At 49.0% G+C, this 14,625-nt stretch carries 17 protein-coding genes and 1 tRNA gene; 6 read left to right on the top strand and 12 right to left on the bottom strand.

Translation table 11 applies throughout. The features are described 5' to 3' along the window. Positions 1–38 precede the first annotated feature (38 nt). From M4J38_RS03905 to M4J38_RS03885, 5 genes are read left to right on the top strand one after another with little or no spacing between them, the layout of a single operon-like run. The gene (locus M4J38_RS03905; protein ID WP_251758220.1) at positions 39–2,444 is read left to right on the top strand and encodes a TonB-dependent receptor; all 2,406 of its coding nucleotides are present in this window, start codon (positions 39–41) and stop codon (positions 2,442–2,444) included. 29 nt (positions 2,445–2,473) lie between these two features. After that, complete coding sequence (locus M4J38_RS03900; RefSeq protein ID WP_251758219.1) at positions 2,474–3,250, top strand: SDR family oxidoreductase; 777 nt, start codon at positions 2,474–2,476, stop codon at positions 3,248–3,250. A 45-nt stretch (positions 3,251–3,295) separates the two neighbouring features. Beyond that, positions 3,296–4,582 (top strand): MFS transporter, encoded by a 1,287-nt coding sequence (locus M4J38_RS03895; RefSeq protein ID WP_251758218.1) that lies wholly within the window; start codon positions 3,296–3,298, stop codon positions 4,580–4,582. 10 nt (positions 4,583–4,592) lie between these two features. Beyond that, positions 4,593–4,937: a hypothetical protein gene (locus M4J38_RS03890; protein WP_251758217.1), complete on the top strand. Its 345-nt coding sequence runs from the start codon at positions 4,593–4,595 to the stop codon at positions 4,935–4,937. Between the two features lie 9 nt (positions 4,938–4,946). After that, positions 4,947–5,846, top strand: coding sequence for an AraC family transcriptional regulator (locus tag M4J38_RS03885; RefSeq protein ID WP_251758216.1), 900 nt, complete (start codon positions 4,947–4,949; stop codon positions 5,844–5,846). Positions 5,847–6,037: 191 nt separating this feature from the next. Here M4J38_RS03885 and M4J38_RS03880 read toward each other — a convergent pair whose 3' ends face one another. The 4 genes from M4J38_RS03880 to M4J38_RS03865 all read right to left on the bottom strand — a co-directional run bounded on the left by M4J38_RS03880 (position 6,038) and on the right by M4J38_RS03865 (position 8,606). Beyond that, positions 6,038–6,562, bottom strand: a complete 525-nt coding sequence (locus tag M4J38_RS03880) for a fasciclin domain-containing protein (RefSeq protein ID WP_308217809.1) — start codon at positions 6,560–6,562, stop codon at positions 6,038–6,040. A gap of 301 nt (positions 6,563–6,863) precedes the next feature. Further along, positions 6,864–7,415, bottom strand: coding sequence for a DNA-3-methyladenine glycosylase I (locus M4J38_RS03875; protein WP_251758215.1), 552 nt, complete (start codon positions 7,413–7,415; stop codon positions 6,864–6,866). A gap of 53 nt (positions 7,416–7,468) precedes the next feature. Continuing rightward, a complete protein-coding gene (locus M4J38_RS03870) occupies positions 7,469–7,792 on the bottom strand; it encodes a nuclear transport factor 2 family protein (RefSeq protein ID WP_251758214.1) in 324 nt (107 codons plus the stop codon). 22 nt (positions 7,793–7,814) lie between these two features. Continuing rightward, on the bottom strand, positions 7,815–8,606 hold the full coding sequence (locus tag M4J38_RS03865) for an SDR family oxidoreductase (protein WP_251758213.1): 792 nt from the start codon (positions 8,604–8,606) through the stop codon (positions 7,815–7,817). A gap of 140 nt (positions 8,607–8,746) precedes the next feature. On the opposite strand from M4J38_RS03865, the gene M4J38_RS03860 reads away from it, so the two are divergent. Then, on the top strand, positions 8,747–9,115 hold the full coding sequence (locus M4J38_RS03860; protein ID WP_251758212.1) for a helix-turn-helix domain-containing protein: 369 nt from the start codon (positions 8,747–8,749) through the stop codon (positions 9,113–9,115). A gap of 117 nt (positions 9,116–9,232) precedes the next feature. Here M4J38_RS03860 and M4J38_RS03855 read toward each other — a convergent pair. The 8 genes from M4J38_RS03855 to M4J38_RS03820 form a co-directional block, all read right to left on the bottom strand. Further along, a tRNA-Arg gene (locus M4J38_RS03855) sits at positions 9,233–9,307 on the bottom strand. A gap of 1 nt (position 9,308) precedes the next feature. After that, positions 9,309–9,887, bottom strand: coding sequence for a MarC family protein (locus tag M4J38_RS03850; RefSeq protein WP_251758211.1), 579 nt, complete (start codon positions 9,885–9,887; stop codon positions 9,309–9,311). A gap of 37 nt (positions 9,888–9,924) precedes the next feature. Next, positions 9,925–10,527 carry an alpha-ribazole phosphatase family protein gene (gene cobC / locus M4J38_RS03845; RefSeq protein ID WP_251758210.1) on the bottom strand — a complete coding sequence of 201 codons (603 nt, stop codon included), beginning with the start codon at positions 10,525–10,527 and terminating at the stop codon, positions 9,925–9,927. After that, a complete protein-coding gene (locus M4J38_RS03840; protein ID WP_251758209.1) occupies positions 10,527–11,339 on the bottom strand; it encodes an adenosylcobinamide-GDP ribazoletransferase in 813 nt (270 codons plus the stop codon). Before M4J38_RS03840 ends, cobC begins: the two co-directional genes overlap by 1 nt. A 25-nt stretch (positions 11,340–11,364) precedes the next feature. Beyond that, positions 11,365–12,423, bottom strand: coding sequence for a nicotinate-nucleotide--dimethylbenzimidazole phosphoribosyltransferase (cobT, locus tag M4J38_RS03835; RefSeq protein ID WP_251758208.1), 1,059 nt, complete (start codon positions 12,421–12,423; stop codon positions 11,365–11,367). Between the two features lie 10 nt (positions 12,424–12,433). Beyond that, the gene (locus M4J38_RS03830) at positions 12,434–13,150 is read right to left on the bottom strand and encodes an adenine nucleotide alpha hydrolase (protein WP_251758207.1); all 717 of its coding nucleotides are present in this window, start codon (positions 13,148–13,150) and stop codon (positions 12,434–12,436) included. Between the two features lie 14 nt (positions 13,151–13,164). Further along, positions 13,165–13,680, bottom strand: a complete 516-nt coding sequence (locus M4J38_RS03825) for a bifunctional adenosylcobinamide kinase/adenosylcobinamide-phosphate guanylyltransferase (RefSeq protein WP_251758206.1) — start codon at positions 13,678–13,680, stop codon at positions 13,165–13,167. Between the two features lie 9 nt (positions 13,681–13,689). Then, entirely contained in the window at positions 13,690–14,619 is a 930-nt protein-coding gene (locus M4J38_RS03820) for an ABC transporter substrate-binding protein (RefSeq protein ID WP_251758205.1), read from the bottom strand. Between the last annotated feature and the right edge of the window lie 6 nt (positions 14,620–14,625).

The following is a 14,625-nucleotide window of genomic DNA, read 5'->3' as shown; positions in this document are numbered from 1 at the left end:
TCGCGCAGGGCATTTTTGTATCATCAAAAATCAAACAAATGATGATACGAAAGAACACAACCGAAAACCTCGTATTCACGATGTTGCTCTGCATGGTGAGTGTGCTGTCTCAGGCGCAGTCGCCGGGTGGCTTCAAAGGAAAGGTGATCGACCAGGGGACCAAACAGCCCATTGCCGGGGCTTCCGTTCAGATCGGAAACACAAAATCCGGCACCGTAACCGATTCGCTGGGCAATTTTGAAATCCGCAATATTCCCGCGGGAACATTTTCTGTAACCGTTTCCAGTATTGGCTTTCAGGAAAAGAACATCAGTGAACTGCTGGTGGCGCCTAATAAAACCACCTACCTCGAAATCGAGTTGATGGAAGCTGTGGCGAAGTTGAACGATGTGGTGGTGAAAGCTTTCAGGGGCGAGAACAATCCACTTACACCTGTATCTACTTTCTCCTATTCGAGGGAAGAGATTTTCCGCAATCCCGGCGCGCAGGGCGATATCATGCGGGCTTTGTCGAGCTTACCGGGCGTGGTAAGCAGCGGCGCGCAATTTTCAGCCATCGCCGCCCGCGGACAAGGTACGCAGGACAACGTGTATATGGTAGACGACATGCCGGTGTTCAATTTGTCGCACCTGGAAGCGGAAGGGTTCAACTCTGGCTTTAATGATCCCAATGGCGGGCGGTTCAGCATATTCGCCCCCAGGATCATCGACAATGTGCAGTTCCAGAATGGTGGATTCGACGCTGTTTATGGGCGTAGGTCGTCCTCTTACCTGGGGCTGGGTATAAAAGAAGGGAACAGGGAAAACTGGTCGTTCGCCGGTCAGTTCGACCTGCTGGGCGCCACACTCATCGCCGATGGACCACTCTCCAGTAAAACCAGTGTTTTCGCTTCCGCGCGCTACCAGAATTTCGCGTTGCTTCAAAGGATATTGCAGCAAACGAATCCCGTTAGCATCGGCTTTGGCGACTACCTCGTAAAAACGACCACCCAACTCAATGCCAAAAACAAACTCACGTTCATCGCCATGTTCAATCCGGAGGCGCCCTCCAGGAGCATTGACGATATTGAGTCCGGCTACAACATACAGGAAGACAACAGCGCGGGCACCATGCTCTTTAACCACAGGGGCAGCAAGGGACTGGTAGGCCTGAACCTGCGCACGTTGATCAACAACAGCAGTTATATTAAAAATGTACTCTATTTCCGTTCCTCCACCGTGGACAACAGCTTCGGTCATTTTACGCCCTTACTGGATCACGAAGGTGTGGTGCTGGATCCGAAGTATGGCCGCTTTGAAGATGACCTGAGAACCATCAAAAACAACCAGCAGGAAATCGGCTACCGCTCCATTTACACCAAACGCTTTAACAAGGTCACACTTACCGCGGGTATAGATGCCGCCATGATGAACCTGGATTATGAAAGACGTTTAAAGCGTACCGATACCGTTTACACCTTCAGGAGCACCGATACAAGGTCCGCACCGGATCAATACTACCAGGTATTGAATCCCGCGCTGTACAACGCCAGGTTCGACGACAATGCTTTCAACGGTTCCGGCTATGTAACGCTTTCCTGGAAAGTCGCGAACGGGTTTACGCTTAACCCGGGTGTCCGTTACGATTATACCGGCTTTACCGAACAGCATACCATCTCACCCAGACTGAGCGGCAGCGTATTGCTGAATGAAAAAAACAGCATCAACTTCGCTTCGGGCATCTATTACCAGGATGCGGCTTTCTCCGACATCGCGGGGCAGAGCGCCGCCAATAACCTGAAGAACGAACGCACCTTCCAGAATATACTCGGGTACAAGTACCAGTTCTCGACAGATATGAAGCTGGTGGTGGAAGGCTGGCACAAGCAATTCGATGACGTGGTGGTACAGCCCAACCGCGTGCAGAGTTACCTCAATAATAACGGTACCGGATATGCGTACGGTGCGGACATCAGTCTTACGAAAAGACTTTCCCAGAAATGGTACGGACAGGTAAGCTATTCTTACAAGGAAAGTAAAAGGGACGACAATAATGGTCTTGGCGAGTACGATTACACTTTCAGTATTCCACACAACTTCTCCTTACTGGGCAGCTATAAACCCAACAACAAATGGATTTTCTCGGGGAAATTCAGGTACAGTACGGGCCGCCCTGCCGATGAATACATCGTTCATGCAGATGTGCTGAACAATACCGATGTGCTGCGTTACGCCCAGGAAATAACCGCCGTAAACGGAAGAAGGCTGAACGATTATGTGAGCCTGGATCTTCGTGTCGATTACAATGTACTGATGAAAAAGGGGATGTTCTCCGCGTTTATCGATCTGGCGAATATCAACAACCAGTTCAACGTGAATACGGAGATATTCCTCCCGCAAACAGGTGGGGTGTATAATGTGGGACTGGGGGTGTTTCCAACATTTGGCGTACGCATAGAATTGTAACAGCAGTTTTTTACCTTAATCATCAATCAATGAGACTAACCAATAATACCATCCTCATAACAGGCGGCACAAGCGGTTTTGGCCTGGAGTTCGCCAAACGTTTCCTGGCATTGGGCAATACGGTGATCATCACGGGAAGGGATCAGAATAAACTAAACGAAGTAAAAACGCTTCTGCCCGGCATTCATGCATACAGAAGCGATGTGGCGAAAGCGGAAGATATCCGGGCGCTTTACCACCAGGTAATCGATCAGTTTCCCGGACTCAATATGCTCATCAACAATGCGGGCGAAATGCGTAAAATAAGCCTTCACCACAACCATGAACTCACCGATATCACGCGTGAGATCGACATCAACCTTACCGGACCGGTGAGGATGGTGCAGCAGTTCCTTCCCCACCTGAAAACAATGGCCAACGCGGCGATCGTAAATGTAACTTCGGGTATTGCCCTGATGGCTTTCCCGATCGCGCCCATCTACAGCGCAAGCAAATCTGGTTTACGCGCTTATACGCAAACGCTAAGAATTCAGTTGAAGCATACGAACGTGAAGGTGATGGAATTGGTGGCGCCAGGTTCCAACACCCCGCTGAACCATAAGTTTACGGGAGACAGGTCGGTAAATGAAAAAATGCTGATGACCCCGGAAAAAATTGTGGAGGCCGCAATTAATGGTATGAAAAGAGACAGGCACACCGTATATCCCGGCTTGTCGAAGCTGATCCGTGTATTAAGCAGGGTTGCGCCCGGATTCCTGCTAAAGCAGGCGGGCAGGGCCGGTGCGGATTATTTCACGGAGCAATAGCGGCGCGTGGTAACCATCTTATAAAAAATCAAAATCAACCGGTTGATGACGAACAACAACATTGAAAGCAGCGCTTATTTATCCGGCTGGAAAAGAGCGGCCTTTCTAACCACGCTTGTACTGGTGAGCATATTCAGCCAGGTGGACAGGATACTGCCCTTTATATTGGGAGAATCCATAAAAAAGGAACTTGGCCTCAGCGATACACAATTGGGATTGATTACCGGATTGGCTTTCGCGGTGTGTTATTCGCTGGCGGCCCTGCCCTTGGCCAGGATATCGGATAGGGGCGGAGCAGGAAAAGTATTGGTTTGGTGTGTTGTTGTCTGGAGCGCCATGACTGGTTTGGCGGGTCTGGCCTCCGGTTTTTTGATGCTCTCGTTGTTGCGTGTGGGGGTGGCGCTTGGTGAAGCCGGGGGGACGCCCGCGAGCCATGCGTTGATCGTGCAGAAAATTCCGGCATCGTTCCGGGGCCGGGCGATCGGGTTGTTTTCGATGGGAATCCCGCTGGGCACCATGCTGGGCTTCGCGCTGGGAGGCTGGGCCGGAGACAGGATCGGGTGGAGGAACACGTTTATGGCTGCCGGAGCGCTGGGGTTGGGCATTGCGCTATTGGTAACAATGCTGCTGGCGAAACGAAGTAATGGACAGTTACTGAACAGGGCGCGCATGGAAGGATTTATTGCCCCGGCCAGGAATCTCCTGAAAAAACCGGCTTTTTTATGGCTGTTCATTTCCGCCAATCTGGTCGGTTTTGCTTCGGCGCCATTTTACGTGTTTACTTCACCGTTCCTGATCCGGACATACGGGCTCAGCACCAGTGAGGTGGGACTGAAATTCGGACTGTTGCAGGGATTGATGGGCATCGTAGCCACCCTTGTTGGTGGCAGGTTGTTCGACATAGCGGTCGCGAATAATTCCGTTAAAATAATACACCAGCCGGCTATCGTATTTATGGTGGCGGCGGTTTGTACCACCACGGCGTTGTTTATGCCCTCCGCGAACCTGGCCATCGCGTTGCTGGTTCCGGGCATGTTTTCATTCGCGTTCGCGCAGCCCTTCGCGTTTGGTGTGGGACACCTCATTGCGGGAACCGGTAAACAGGCCTTCTCCAGCAGTATGCTGTTGCTGGGCACCAGCCTGGTGGGGCCTGCCCTGGCACCTTTGCTGGTGGGGCTGATCAGCGACTACGCCACCGGGGCCAACATTGAAAACGGTCTGCGCTGGGGATTGCTGATCGGGCCCGTGGCAAGTATCTTGTGTGCGTTGGCCTGTTTCCAGGTAAGCAAAAAAATGTCACCGCGACAGCACCTTCATTTAATAACTTTATAAAAACGCTCTTTTGAAAATCGTTAGTATAGTACTTCTTTTTGTATCGGCCGGGCTCAGCATTAAGCACGGCATCGATACCTTCCGGCCAATGAGTCCGGAACAATGGCAAATGATGGAGCGGTTAGGTGTTACCAAAGCCGCGCTGCCCTATTTGGGTGCATTGTCGATCCTTATCGGGGTGATGTTGTTTTTTTCGCGCACTTTCTTTCTCGGAAATTTACTCAACGCTATCATTATCCTGCTGATCATGGCGCTTTCGCTGAAAGCCGGCGATACCAGGACGGCCCTGATAGAAATCCCGTTTCTTGCCCTGCCCCTGGTGTTGATCTGGCTAAAATATCCTTTCAAATCTTAAAAAGAAAAAATGAATACACCCATAAGAGTAAGTTCTATCGCGCAAGCGCATAAAATGCAGGACTTCGCGCCGCCATCACATCCGCTCATCAGTATTATCGAGTGTGGTGCTATGAAATCTGCACCCGGTCTAAGTGCCGTGCTGGATTTCTACATGATTTCCGTAAAGAGGAATTGTAATAACCTGATGTATGGCCAGCAGAAATATGATTTTGACGATGGCTTCATGGCATTTGTGGCGCCGAACCAGGTCATAAGCGGCCAGCAGCACGATCCGCATGAACGGCCCGTTGGCTGGATGCTCCTGGTTCACCCTGATTTTTTCTGGGGAACACCGCTTGCGAAAAAAATCAAGCAATACGAATACTTTTCATACGCGGTAAATGAAGCCCTGTTTTTATCGGACAAGGAGCAATCGATCATCAATGCCATCGTTGACAATATACGGCAGGAATGCAGCGGGAATATTGATAAATTCACGCAGGGCATCATCATCGCGCACCTAGACACTTTACTGAACTACGCGGAGCGATTCTATCAACGCCAGTTCATCACCCGTAAAATCACCAACCACCAGATACTGGACCGGCTCAACGATATGCTCGAAGGTTACTTCAACAGCGATGACCTGCTGAATAAAGGATTACCCACGGTGGAATTTATCTCTGATAAATTGAATGTATCGCCCAGTTACTTGCGCGGATTGCTCAAAACACTTACGGGGCAGAGTACGCAACAACTGATCCACGAAAAGTTAATCGATAAGGCGAAGGAGAAATTGTCCACCACCAGTTTATCCGTGAGTGAAATTGCGTATGAGCTGGGATTCGAACATCCACAATCATTCAGCAAATTTTTCAAGACGAAAACGAATGTTTCTCCTGTAGCGTTCAGGGAGGCGTTTAACTGATGGTATTCCAAAGGATTTGCACCACCGCAATATTCCTTTAAAAGCGGATGACAAAAACTGAAACGAAATGCCGTGCATCCCACAAACTAAAATGCGCTGGCCTGAATAAAAACAGGGTGTACCGTAATTTTGATACACCCTGTTTTATTAACGTGAAACTTCAGCTACATATTTCCCGAATGCTGATTGAACTATTCCGCGGCGGGAAGCACCACCGTATCAATTACGTGGATCACGCCATTAGTGGCTTTCAAATCGGTAGCGGTAACAATCGCTTTGCCGCCATTGCCATCCGTTAGCGTTACTTTTCCATCTTCCAGTGAAGCGGTGAGTTTACTTCCGGCAACTGTGGTGAGCACCGCTTTGCCACCCCCTTTTTGAATGGCTGCCAGTACTGCTTTGGCGTCCAGGTTTCCTGCTACAACATGGTAAGTAAGAATGCCGGTCAGCTGGGCTTTGTTTTCTGGTTTCAACAGGCTCTCTACTGTGCCGTCGGGCAGTTTGTTGAAAGCGGCGTTTACGGGGGCGAATACAGTGAAGGGGCCTTTGCTTTTCAGCGTTTCCACCAGTCCGGCGGCTTTTACCGCGGCCACCAATGTGGTGTGGTCCGCTGAACCGGCCGCGATGGTTACGATATCAGATTTTGCCTGGGCGATAGCACCCAGAGAGAATAAACTCATGGTAAGGAACAAGGCGATTTTTTTTACTGATTTCATGATTTTGAATTTGTAAAAATAAACAGCGGATTGGCTGAAAAGGTTGTTGGTGGCGGACTTCAGGAGAATGCGATAAAAATAAATTCCAACAATTTACGGGTTCAGTTGTGGTGTTTTTTTGAACTAAGCAAGTGTAAAATGGGAGGAAGGTTAAACAGGAGAAATTGTTTGTGTAACAAAGTTTGTGTTCAATGATGGGGATGGTTGAACAGGCGGGGTTATGTTAAGAAAAATAAATCTTTTTTTAGTTGATGTAATGCTCCTTTTCGTTTGATTTACTTATTCCGTAATTACCCCTGGGCTAATGTCTCGCCCACATAGGCTTCTGTTGTAAGATTTTTTTATAAATAGGACAAGTTTCGGCATGCGCTCCTGGTAAATAGCCAATGCTCATCAGGAATTCATTCACGATTTCACCGCCAGTAAAACGAAATGTCTTCTTAAATAATTTCACCCATTCTTCTTTGGTTTTCGGATGATGGTGTTTCAGCCATTTTTCAAATGAGCCATACGCTGCTTGCAAAGCAAGAATTGTTTTTGCGTTTTCGATGGCGGCATTTATTTTCAGTTTGTTCCGGATGATTCCTGCATCAGCCAGCAGTCTTTCCCTGTCCGTCTCCGTATATGCGGCCATCTTTTTGATATTGAAATTGCTGTAGGCTTTTCTGAAAGATGCTTCTTTTTTCAGAATCGTCTCCCAGCTCAATCCGGCCTGATTGATTTCTAAGATCAACCTTCCAAACAATTCATTATCGTCATCAATTGGAAAACCATAGTGCTTGTCGTGATAGTTTTTGTGCAGCAATTTTTTTTCTCCTGGCTGCATGGTTGCTATGGCCGCGCAATAAGACATGGTATATTTATTTTCTTGGTTTAAAAAGAATGGCTAAAACTAGCCATTCCTGGTTAACCTGTAATTTTTAAGTACTGAATTAATTCATCAGTGATTTGTAAATGGTATGTCAACACAATCGGACTTCCGGGAAAGTCTCCTGAAACTTCCGCCTTCAAAAGGGTTTCGTTTTCTTTTTCCTCAAAGCCCACAGGGTTCATTACGGCTTTGTATTGCTTGTTTGCATCATCGATCCAATGTTCTATCTCTTTTCTTCCGTTGTGGGTTTTCCCCTCATCAACTACCACGGCTGTTTCGGAAAAACAGGCAGTGTAGGCTTTACTGTCAAAATCGTTTTGTGCCTTTACTAAATCAGATATCACTTTAGGTAAGTTCATTTTGTAAGCTTTTAAATAATGATTAAATGGTTGGTACGGTGCCGCCATCAATAACGTACTCCGTTCCTGTGAGATAAGCGGCTCTTGGCGATACCAGAAAGCCAATCAATTCGGCTACTTCTTCCGGTTCGGCGGGTCTGCCATAAGGTATTCCACCCAGTGCGTCCATCACGTTTTGCTGAGCTTGTTCTACGGTAATGTTGGCATTTCTGGCAATCTCGCCTAACCATGCCACGGATGCTGTTGTATTGATCCATCCGGGCGAAACGGTCAGGACCCGGACACCTTTGGGAGAGACTTCGTTGGATAAGCTTTTGCTGTAATTTCTTAAGCCGGCTTTCGCCGCGGCATAAGGTAACGTGGAATCATACAAAGGCAATTTGCCCTGGATGGATGCAATATGAATAATGACCCCGCTTTTTTGTTCGATCATTTGCGGTAAAAATCCTCTGTCAAGCCGAACTGGGGCAAGCAGGTTGGCTTGTAATGTTGATACCCAGTCTTCGTCGGTTAACGAGGCGAAACCACCGGCGGGTGTGGCGGAAGAACCCAGGTTGTTCACAAGAATATCCAGCCTTCCATAAGTTGACAAAACCTCGCCCACTACTTTTGCCGCTCCTTCTGCCTTGCTTAAATCTACAGCGATAAAGTGCATGTTGCCGTTTTCTTTTTCAGGGGCGTTTCTTGCTGTAATAATCACCGTTGCGCCTGCCCGTACCAGCCTTTCTGCAATAGCGCTTCCTGCGCCTTTCGTGCCGCCTGTTACCAGGGCAATCTTGCCTGACAACTCATTGTTGAAATTGAACTGTTCCATTTTTTAGTCTTGTTTTATGAATTGATAATAGGGCAAAATTGAGGCGTAAAGGAGGTCAAAACAAGTACGGGGTTACGATTCATATAGGGATAAATTTATCCCCTATTGCAGAAAATGAGCTGTATGTATAACTTTGCTCCATGTATGAAAGAAAGACATCTCCCAGCCTGAATTGCGGACTTGATTTGATTGGCGAAGTGCTTTACGGCAAATGGAAAGTCCGTTTGTTGTGGTTTATTGATCAGGGACACAAACGCCCCAGCGAATTGCAACGAAAAATCCCGGATGCCACAAGGCGTGTGTTGAATGTGCAATTGAAAGAATTAGAGGACCACGAATTGGTGACGAGAAAAATCTATCCGGTTGTACCACCGAAAGTGGAGTACAGCCTCACCGAATTTGGTAAAACATTGATCCCTGTGATTAGCGCATTGGGGCAGTGGGGCGATGCGCACCAGGACCGTTTGCGGGATGTGATTTTGAAACGGGCAGCAGGTGCTCTGGACTGAAGTCAAACTGCGCCTTTGGCCATACATCAGCCACCCTTTGCTGGCGCGTGTTTCAAAGAAAAAAGCGTTCTAATGAACGCTTTTAGAAGAAGTTCGATTTTTTGCGAAAATGGGGTCTGGTGGCCTCGCCAGGAATCGAACCTGGATCTGGAGCTTCGGAAACTCTTATACTATCCATTGTACTACAAGGCCCTTATTTGATCAGTTCTCCAACATTCGAACTGAATATTTTTACCGCGATGGCCAGCAAAACTACGCCAAAAAATTTACGTACGGCAAGCAATCCTGCTTTTCCGAGTAATTTTTCTATGAGGTTCAGCGATTTGAGCACGGTATAAACGATCACCAGGTTGAGGACGATGGCGATCAGGATAGGAACTTCGTCGTTATTGGCGCGGAGGGAGATGATGGTGGTGAGGGTTCCGGAACCGGCGATCAGCGGGAACGCAATAGGAACCACTGTCCCCGATTTAGCATCGCCTTCGCTTTTGAAGAACTCGATGCCGAGGATCATTTCAAGGCCCAGGATGAAGATCACGATGGAGCCTGCCACCGCGAAGGAGCGTACATCCACCCCAAGGAGGTTAAGGAAACTTTCTCCTGCAAACAGGAAGAGGATCATCAGTCCGCCGGAAATGGCGGTGGCCCTGAACTCCCGGATACCCCCGAGTTTTTCTTTCAGCGAGATGAGCAATGGGACCGAACCCACGATGTCTATCACCGCGAACAGGGTGAAGGTGAGTGTGAGGATGGTGTCGATCTGAACGTTCATGCGTGGGTGTTTTACACAATTTAGGTAAAACGGGGCATTATACGGAGGATGGTTTGTGCTGCTCCTTCGTTCTGAAAATGTTCTGGATCACTTCATGTTCCAGGCCATCTTCCGTATGCTGTACTTTTACCACGCACCCGTAATTCAACTGGAACTTCGAGAAGGAGTCTTTCAACGCTGTATCGGTGATATGGGAAAGTATGCTTCTGATCACCCCGCCATGGGTGATGATGGCGCAGGATGGGTGTTGAGCAATAATTTCATTGAACCGGGATACGGTCCTTTCATATACTTCCACGTAGTTTTCGCCGCCCGGTATTTTTATGTTGACGAAATCATCCATCCACGGACGCACTTCTTCGGGTGGTATATTGTCCCAATGCAGTCCTTCCCAAATCCCGCAGTTGATCTCCATGAGCGCGGGCTCATGGTTCAGTTCGTGTGTGGGGAAAAGGTGTTCGGCCAGTTTCCGGCAGCGTTGTAACGGACTGGTAAATACCTTCCCGATACCTGGAGGCAGCGTTGCTTTGATCAATGCCGCTTCTTCGTGGAAAGCTTCCGTAACATCGAGGTCCAGTTGTCCGTAGCAGGTGCCTTTTTCCACCAGTGGTGTGGTGTGTCGTATCAGGTAGATGCCCATTATACAAAGTATTTCCAGGTGAGGAGGATGCCCAGGTAAAAAATGATTTCTGTGAGCTGTTGTATAGCTCCCAGGCAATCTCCGGTATATCCTCCGATCCATTTTTTAAAGTAGCGGCTCATTTCAAGCGTGACGAGCACCATTGGGAGCAGTACCCAGGCGAAGATCCATCCCGTTAGGTAAAAAACGGGAACAATGGTCAGCAGCCCAATCAGCAGGTTGGTCCAGCCTGGTCTCCTGTTGGCCATCGGCTTTGATTTACTTTGGTCCGGATCGGCTACATATTCAAAACGCTGAAGCGTAAGCAGCGGCATCAGCCGGCTGATGCCATGCGCCCCGAGAAATACACCGGTGATAAACAAATAGCCGCTGATGGGGTTGCCACCCGCTGCAACAGATTCCGGACTGAACAGGGGCAACGATCTGATCAGGAGAAACTTTGTACACAATACAGCGATCAGCCCGGTAACGCCGAAGGTGCCGAGCCTGCTGTCTTTCATGATGGTGAGTATCTTTTCTTTGGTCCATCCGCCGCCGAAGGCGTCACACACATCGGCGAAGCCGTCTTCGTGGAAAGCTCCTGTGGTCAGTATGCTGGTGATCATATAGGCTACGATAGCCAGATCGGATGAGACATACCTGTTCACCACCAGGAAAGATAAAGTAGCCAATACACCCACGATCATTCCCGTAAGGGGATAATAGCGCGGGGTTTGCTGCAAAAACTCCGGCTGGTGCTGCACGAATGCGGGCACCCTGATGCGGGTGAGAAACATGACCGCGTTAAAAAATACCATCAACTCCTTTTTCATACCATCTCCTTTTCTGAATAGTCAATCAATCTCTTTTCCCGGAAACGCCTGCGGAGGAGAAACTCGCCATGTCGTTGAGTATATCTACCGATGCTTTTATGATGGGCATTGCCATAGCTGCGCCTGTTCCTTCTCCCAGCCGCATATCCAGGTGAAGCAAAGGTATGCCGCCCACTTCATTCAATAATTGCGCATGGCCTTTTTCCGCGGAGCAATGGGTGAAAATACTGTAATGCTTTATGGACGGATACATCCTGTAAGCGATCAGCCACGCGGTGGTGGCGATGAACCCATCCACGAGCAGGATCATGCCCAGTTCCGCCGCTTTACAATAAGCGCCGGTCATCATGGCGAGCTCAAAACCACCGGTATATTCCAGTACTTTCAATGGGTGATTTTTCAGGGTATTCAATCGGTGTTTCTCCGCTACAAGTTCCAGTGTTTTTCTTTTCTGCTCCAGGAAGTCATCATTGGCGCCCGTTCCCCTTCCGGTACATTCTGATAACGGTATACCTGTAAGTGCGTGCATCATGAGTGCGGCGGAGGAACTGTTTCCTATGCCCATTTCTCCCAACCCGATGGTATTGCAACCAGTACTGAAAAGCCCTTCCACCAGTGTGGCCCCGGTTTCCAGCGCGTGGGTGCATTGTTCGGGTGTCATTGCCGGTTCTTCGAGGTAATTCTTCGTTCCCTGGTCGATGGGAATATTGATGAGCAGGTGAGCAGGGTCGGTAAAAGGAAAACTTTCTTTCACCCCCGCGTTCACCACTTTAAGGGAGATGTTGTTGGTGCGGCACAATACATTAATCGCTGCTCCGCCCGATAAGAAGTTCTGTACCATTTGCGCGGTCACTTCCTGCGGGTAAGGATTGACCAGCCCGGTAGCGGCGATGCCGTGGTCGGCAGCGAAAACCAATATATGTGGTTGGCGGATAGAAGGCGAAAGCGTTTGCTGAATCAGTCCGCATTGCAGGGCGGTGTTTTCCAGTTTACCCAATGCGCCGGGAGGTTTCGTTTTGTTGTTGATCGCGTGTTGAAGCTGAGGAAGAATTTGTGTGTCCGGTGCATTGATGTGCCATTTCATGAGGGGAAAATTACAGTAATAAATCCTGGAAATAAAACCCGTACTGTTCTTTTACGGGCGTGGTATAACAATTGTCCGCATCATTGCCGGATGGGACGGGGTAAGTACGGTGTACCAATGCTCCTTTTTTAACGGGGATAGCGTTGCGGAATACCGGTCCCGCATATACGTAGGAATGAAATTCTCCGTTTTCCCCGCAGGGGTCAACATCTGGAGGAAGGTCATTCAAAAAGGAATGGTCCAGTTCCCTTCCGCAGAAGGAGCTGTCGAGCCACCTTTCATTCACACAAACAATGATCGCTTTGAATCCTTCGTTGATGAAATATTCGGCCAGGGAACGGGTGTCTTCTTTCCAGATGGGGAACACGGCTTCAATGCCCGCCGCTGCCAGTTTTTCTTCTCTGTATTTTTTCAGGTCCTCCAGAAAAATATCACCGAAAACCGCTTTGCTGAAGCCGCGCTGTTTCAGGCTATTCATTTTCTCTCCCATCAAAGTATTGTAGGTATTCATATCGGGTTGTTCCGGCAGTTCCAGTGTTTCCAGTGGGATACCGGTTTCCATAGTCTGTATTTCCAGCAATTCCCTTCGTACGCCGTGCATGGAAACGCGGTTGTGCATAGCATTTACGGAGGTAAGCAGTAACTCGGGCGTATTGCCGGCTTCCATCATTCTGAACAGGGCGATGGATGAATCTTTTCCGCCACTCCAGTTGAAATATGTTTTCATGCGTTGGTGTTTGATCAGGGGCGTTTAATGGGAAGCGGGATACCGCTCACCATGAATACCACTTCCTGCGCTACGGAAGCGATGTATTGGTTGGCCCAGCCCTGAAGGTCGGTAAAAAGAAGGCCCGCTTCGGTATGTGCATGCAGTCCCATGCCGATTTCATTGGATACGATGAAGAAATGGTTGTCTGTTTTCAGCAGTTGCGCCATGTCTTGCTTTAGGAGTTGCAAACATTTTTCAATGTTGTTTTGCTCCTGTGAGAAGAGGTTGGTGAGCCATAAGGTAACACAATCGATCACTATGGTTTCTTTCTGAAGGGGAAGTTCCGAAAGGTGGGTCATCTTTTCGAATGTTCTCCATCGGTCGTTTCGGTCGTTGCGGTGCCGGTCCACTCTTTTCTGAAAGGAATCATCCCATACTTTCGCGGTGGCGACGTAAACAGGAGAGATGCTTTGCGCGAGCGCTCTTTCCTGCGCGTAACTGCTTTTTCCGCTGCGTGCCCCTCCCGTGATGAATGTAACATTGGCCATGAAACTAGTTTACGCGTGTACGGATCCGATAGTCCTGAAATGTTTGGTGAGCGCTTCCGGAACGGGTAATATTTCGGGGTGAAAAAGTCCGGCGAGTAGTTCAATCCCGTTCACCAGTGTAGAGGCGCTGGGTTGGGTAAAAAGATCGAAGTCGGCGAGGAAAACGCGGTTTGTTTTTACCGCCAGGAGTTCTTCCCATCCGGGAAGTTGGGTGAGCAGGTGCATTTCTTCCAATGATCTTTCCGTAGTGAACCCGCAGGGGGCGATCACCAGCACTTCCGGATCGTACCGGCGGATTTTTTCCCAGGGTGTAACAATGCTATCGCCTGAAGGGTTGCTCAACATATCCACACCACCGGCATAACCGATCTGGTGCGGGATCCAGTGGCCGCAATTGTACACCGGTTCAATCCATTCCATCAGCAGCACGCGGCGCACGGGCGCACGGTGTTTGCGCAGCGTATCCGTAATATGGTCCATTCTTTTGGTGAGGGCGCCCAGGTAGCGGTATGCGTGTTCTTCCATGCCCACCGCGGTAGCAATTTGAATAGCGGTGGCGAATACGTCTTCCAGACTTTGCGGCGTGAGTGCGATAAGTTCTGGTTGTTTTTCCAGTTTGGCAACGGCTGTGGCGGTACAAACGGTATCTATCTGGCATACTTCACAAACATCCTGCGTGAAGATGATATCGGGTGCGATAGACTGCAACAGCGCATCATCCACATAATATAAACTTCGGCCTTCGGCTTTGCTCGCAGAGAAGATGCGGTCGATCTCTATGCTGGAATAGTTCTTTCCTTCCAGCACGCACCGCACGACTTTCGGCTGACCGGCCGCAACGGAAGGGCATTCAAAGGTGACGCCTTTCAGCAGGTGCTGCAGGCCCATATCATAGATCATCTGTGTGGCGGCGGGAAGGAAAGAACTAATGGTTGGCATAGGATT

Source organism: Parasegetibacter sp. NRK P23 (assembly GCF_023721715.1).
Taxonomy (GTDB): domain Bacteria; phylum Bacteroidota; class Bacteroidia; order Chitinophagales; family Chitinophagaceae; genus Parasegetibacter.
This window is presented reverse-complemented; position numbering and strand designations above follow the sequence as displayed.

Bases quoted from the DNA above. Each gene is read 5' to 3' on its own strand.
- M4J38_RS03905 (WP_251758220.1), top strand. From the start codon at position 39: ATGATGATACGAAAGAACACAACCGAAAACCTCGTATTCACGATGTTG.
- M4J38_RS03900 (WP_251758219.1), top strand. From the start codon at position 2,474: ATGAGACTAACCAATAATACCATCCTCATAACAGGCGGCACAAGCGGT.
- M4J38_RS03895 (WP_251758218.1), top strand. From the start codon at position 3,296: ATGACGAACAACAACATTGAAAGCAGCGCTTATTTATCCGGCTGGAAA.
- M4J38_RS03885 (WP_251758216.1), top strand. From the start codon at position 4,947: ATGAATACACCCATAAGAGTAAGTTCTATCGCGCAAGCGCATAAAATG.
- M4J38_RS03880 (WP_308217809.1), bottom strand. From the start codon at position 6,562: ATGAAATCAGTAAAAAAAATCGCCTTGTTCCTTACCATGAGTTTATTC.
- M4J38_RS03875 (WP_251758215.1), bottom strand. From the start codon at position 7,415: ATGTCTTATTGCGCGGCCATAGCAACCATGCAGCCAGGAGAAAAAAAA.
- M4J38_RS03870 (WP_251758214.1), bottom strand. From the start codon at position 7,792: ATGAACTTACCTAAAGTGATATCTGATTTAGTAAAGGCACAAAACGAT.
- M4J38_RS03865 (WP_251758213.1), bottom strand. From the start codon at position 8,606: ATGGAACAGTTCAATTTCAACAATGAGTTGTCAGGCAAGATTGCCCTG.
- M4J38_RS03860 (WP_251758212.1), top strand. From the start codon at position 8,747: ATGTATGAAAGAAAGACATCTCCCAGCCTGAATTGCGGACTTGATTTG.
- M4J38_RS03850 (WP_251758211.1), bottom strand. From the start codon at position 9,887: ATGAACGTTCAGATCGACACCATCCTCACACTCACCTTCACCCTGTTC.
- cobC (WP_251758210.1), bottom strand. From the start codon at position 10,527: ATGGGCATCTACCTGATACGACACACCACACCACTGGTGGAAAAAGGC.
- M4J38_RS03840 (WP_251758209.1), bottom strand. From the start codon at position 11,339: ATGAAAAAGGAGTTGATGGTATTTTTTAACGCGGTCATGTTTCTCACC.
- cobT (WP_251758208.1), bottom strand. From the start codon at position 12,423: ATGAAATGGCACATCAATGCACCGGACACACAAATTCTTCCTCAGCTT.
- M4J38_RS03830 (WP_251758207.1), bottom strand. From the start codon at position 13,150: ATGAAAACATATTTCAACTGGAGTGGCGGAAAAGATTCATCCATCGCC.
- M4J38_RS03825 (WP_251758206.1), bottom strand. From the start codon at position 13,680: ATGGCCAATGTTACATTCATCACGGGAGGGGCACGCAGCGGAAAAAGC.
- M4J38_RS03820 (WP_251758205.1), bottom strand. From the start codon at position 14,619: ATGCCAACCATTAGTTCTTTCCTTCCCGCCGCCACACAGATGATCTAT.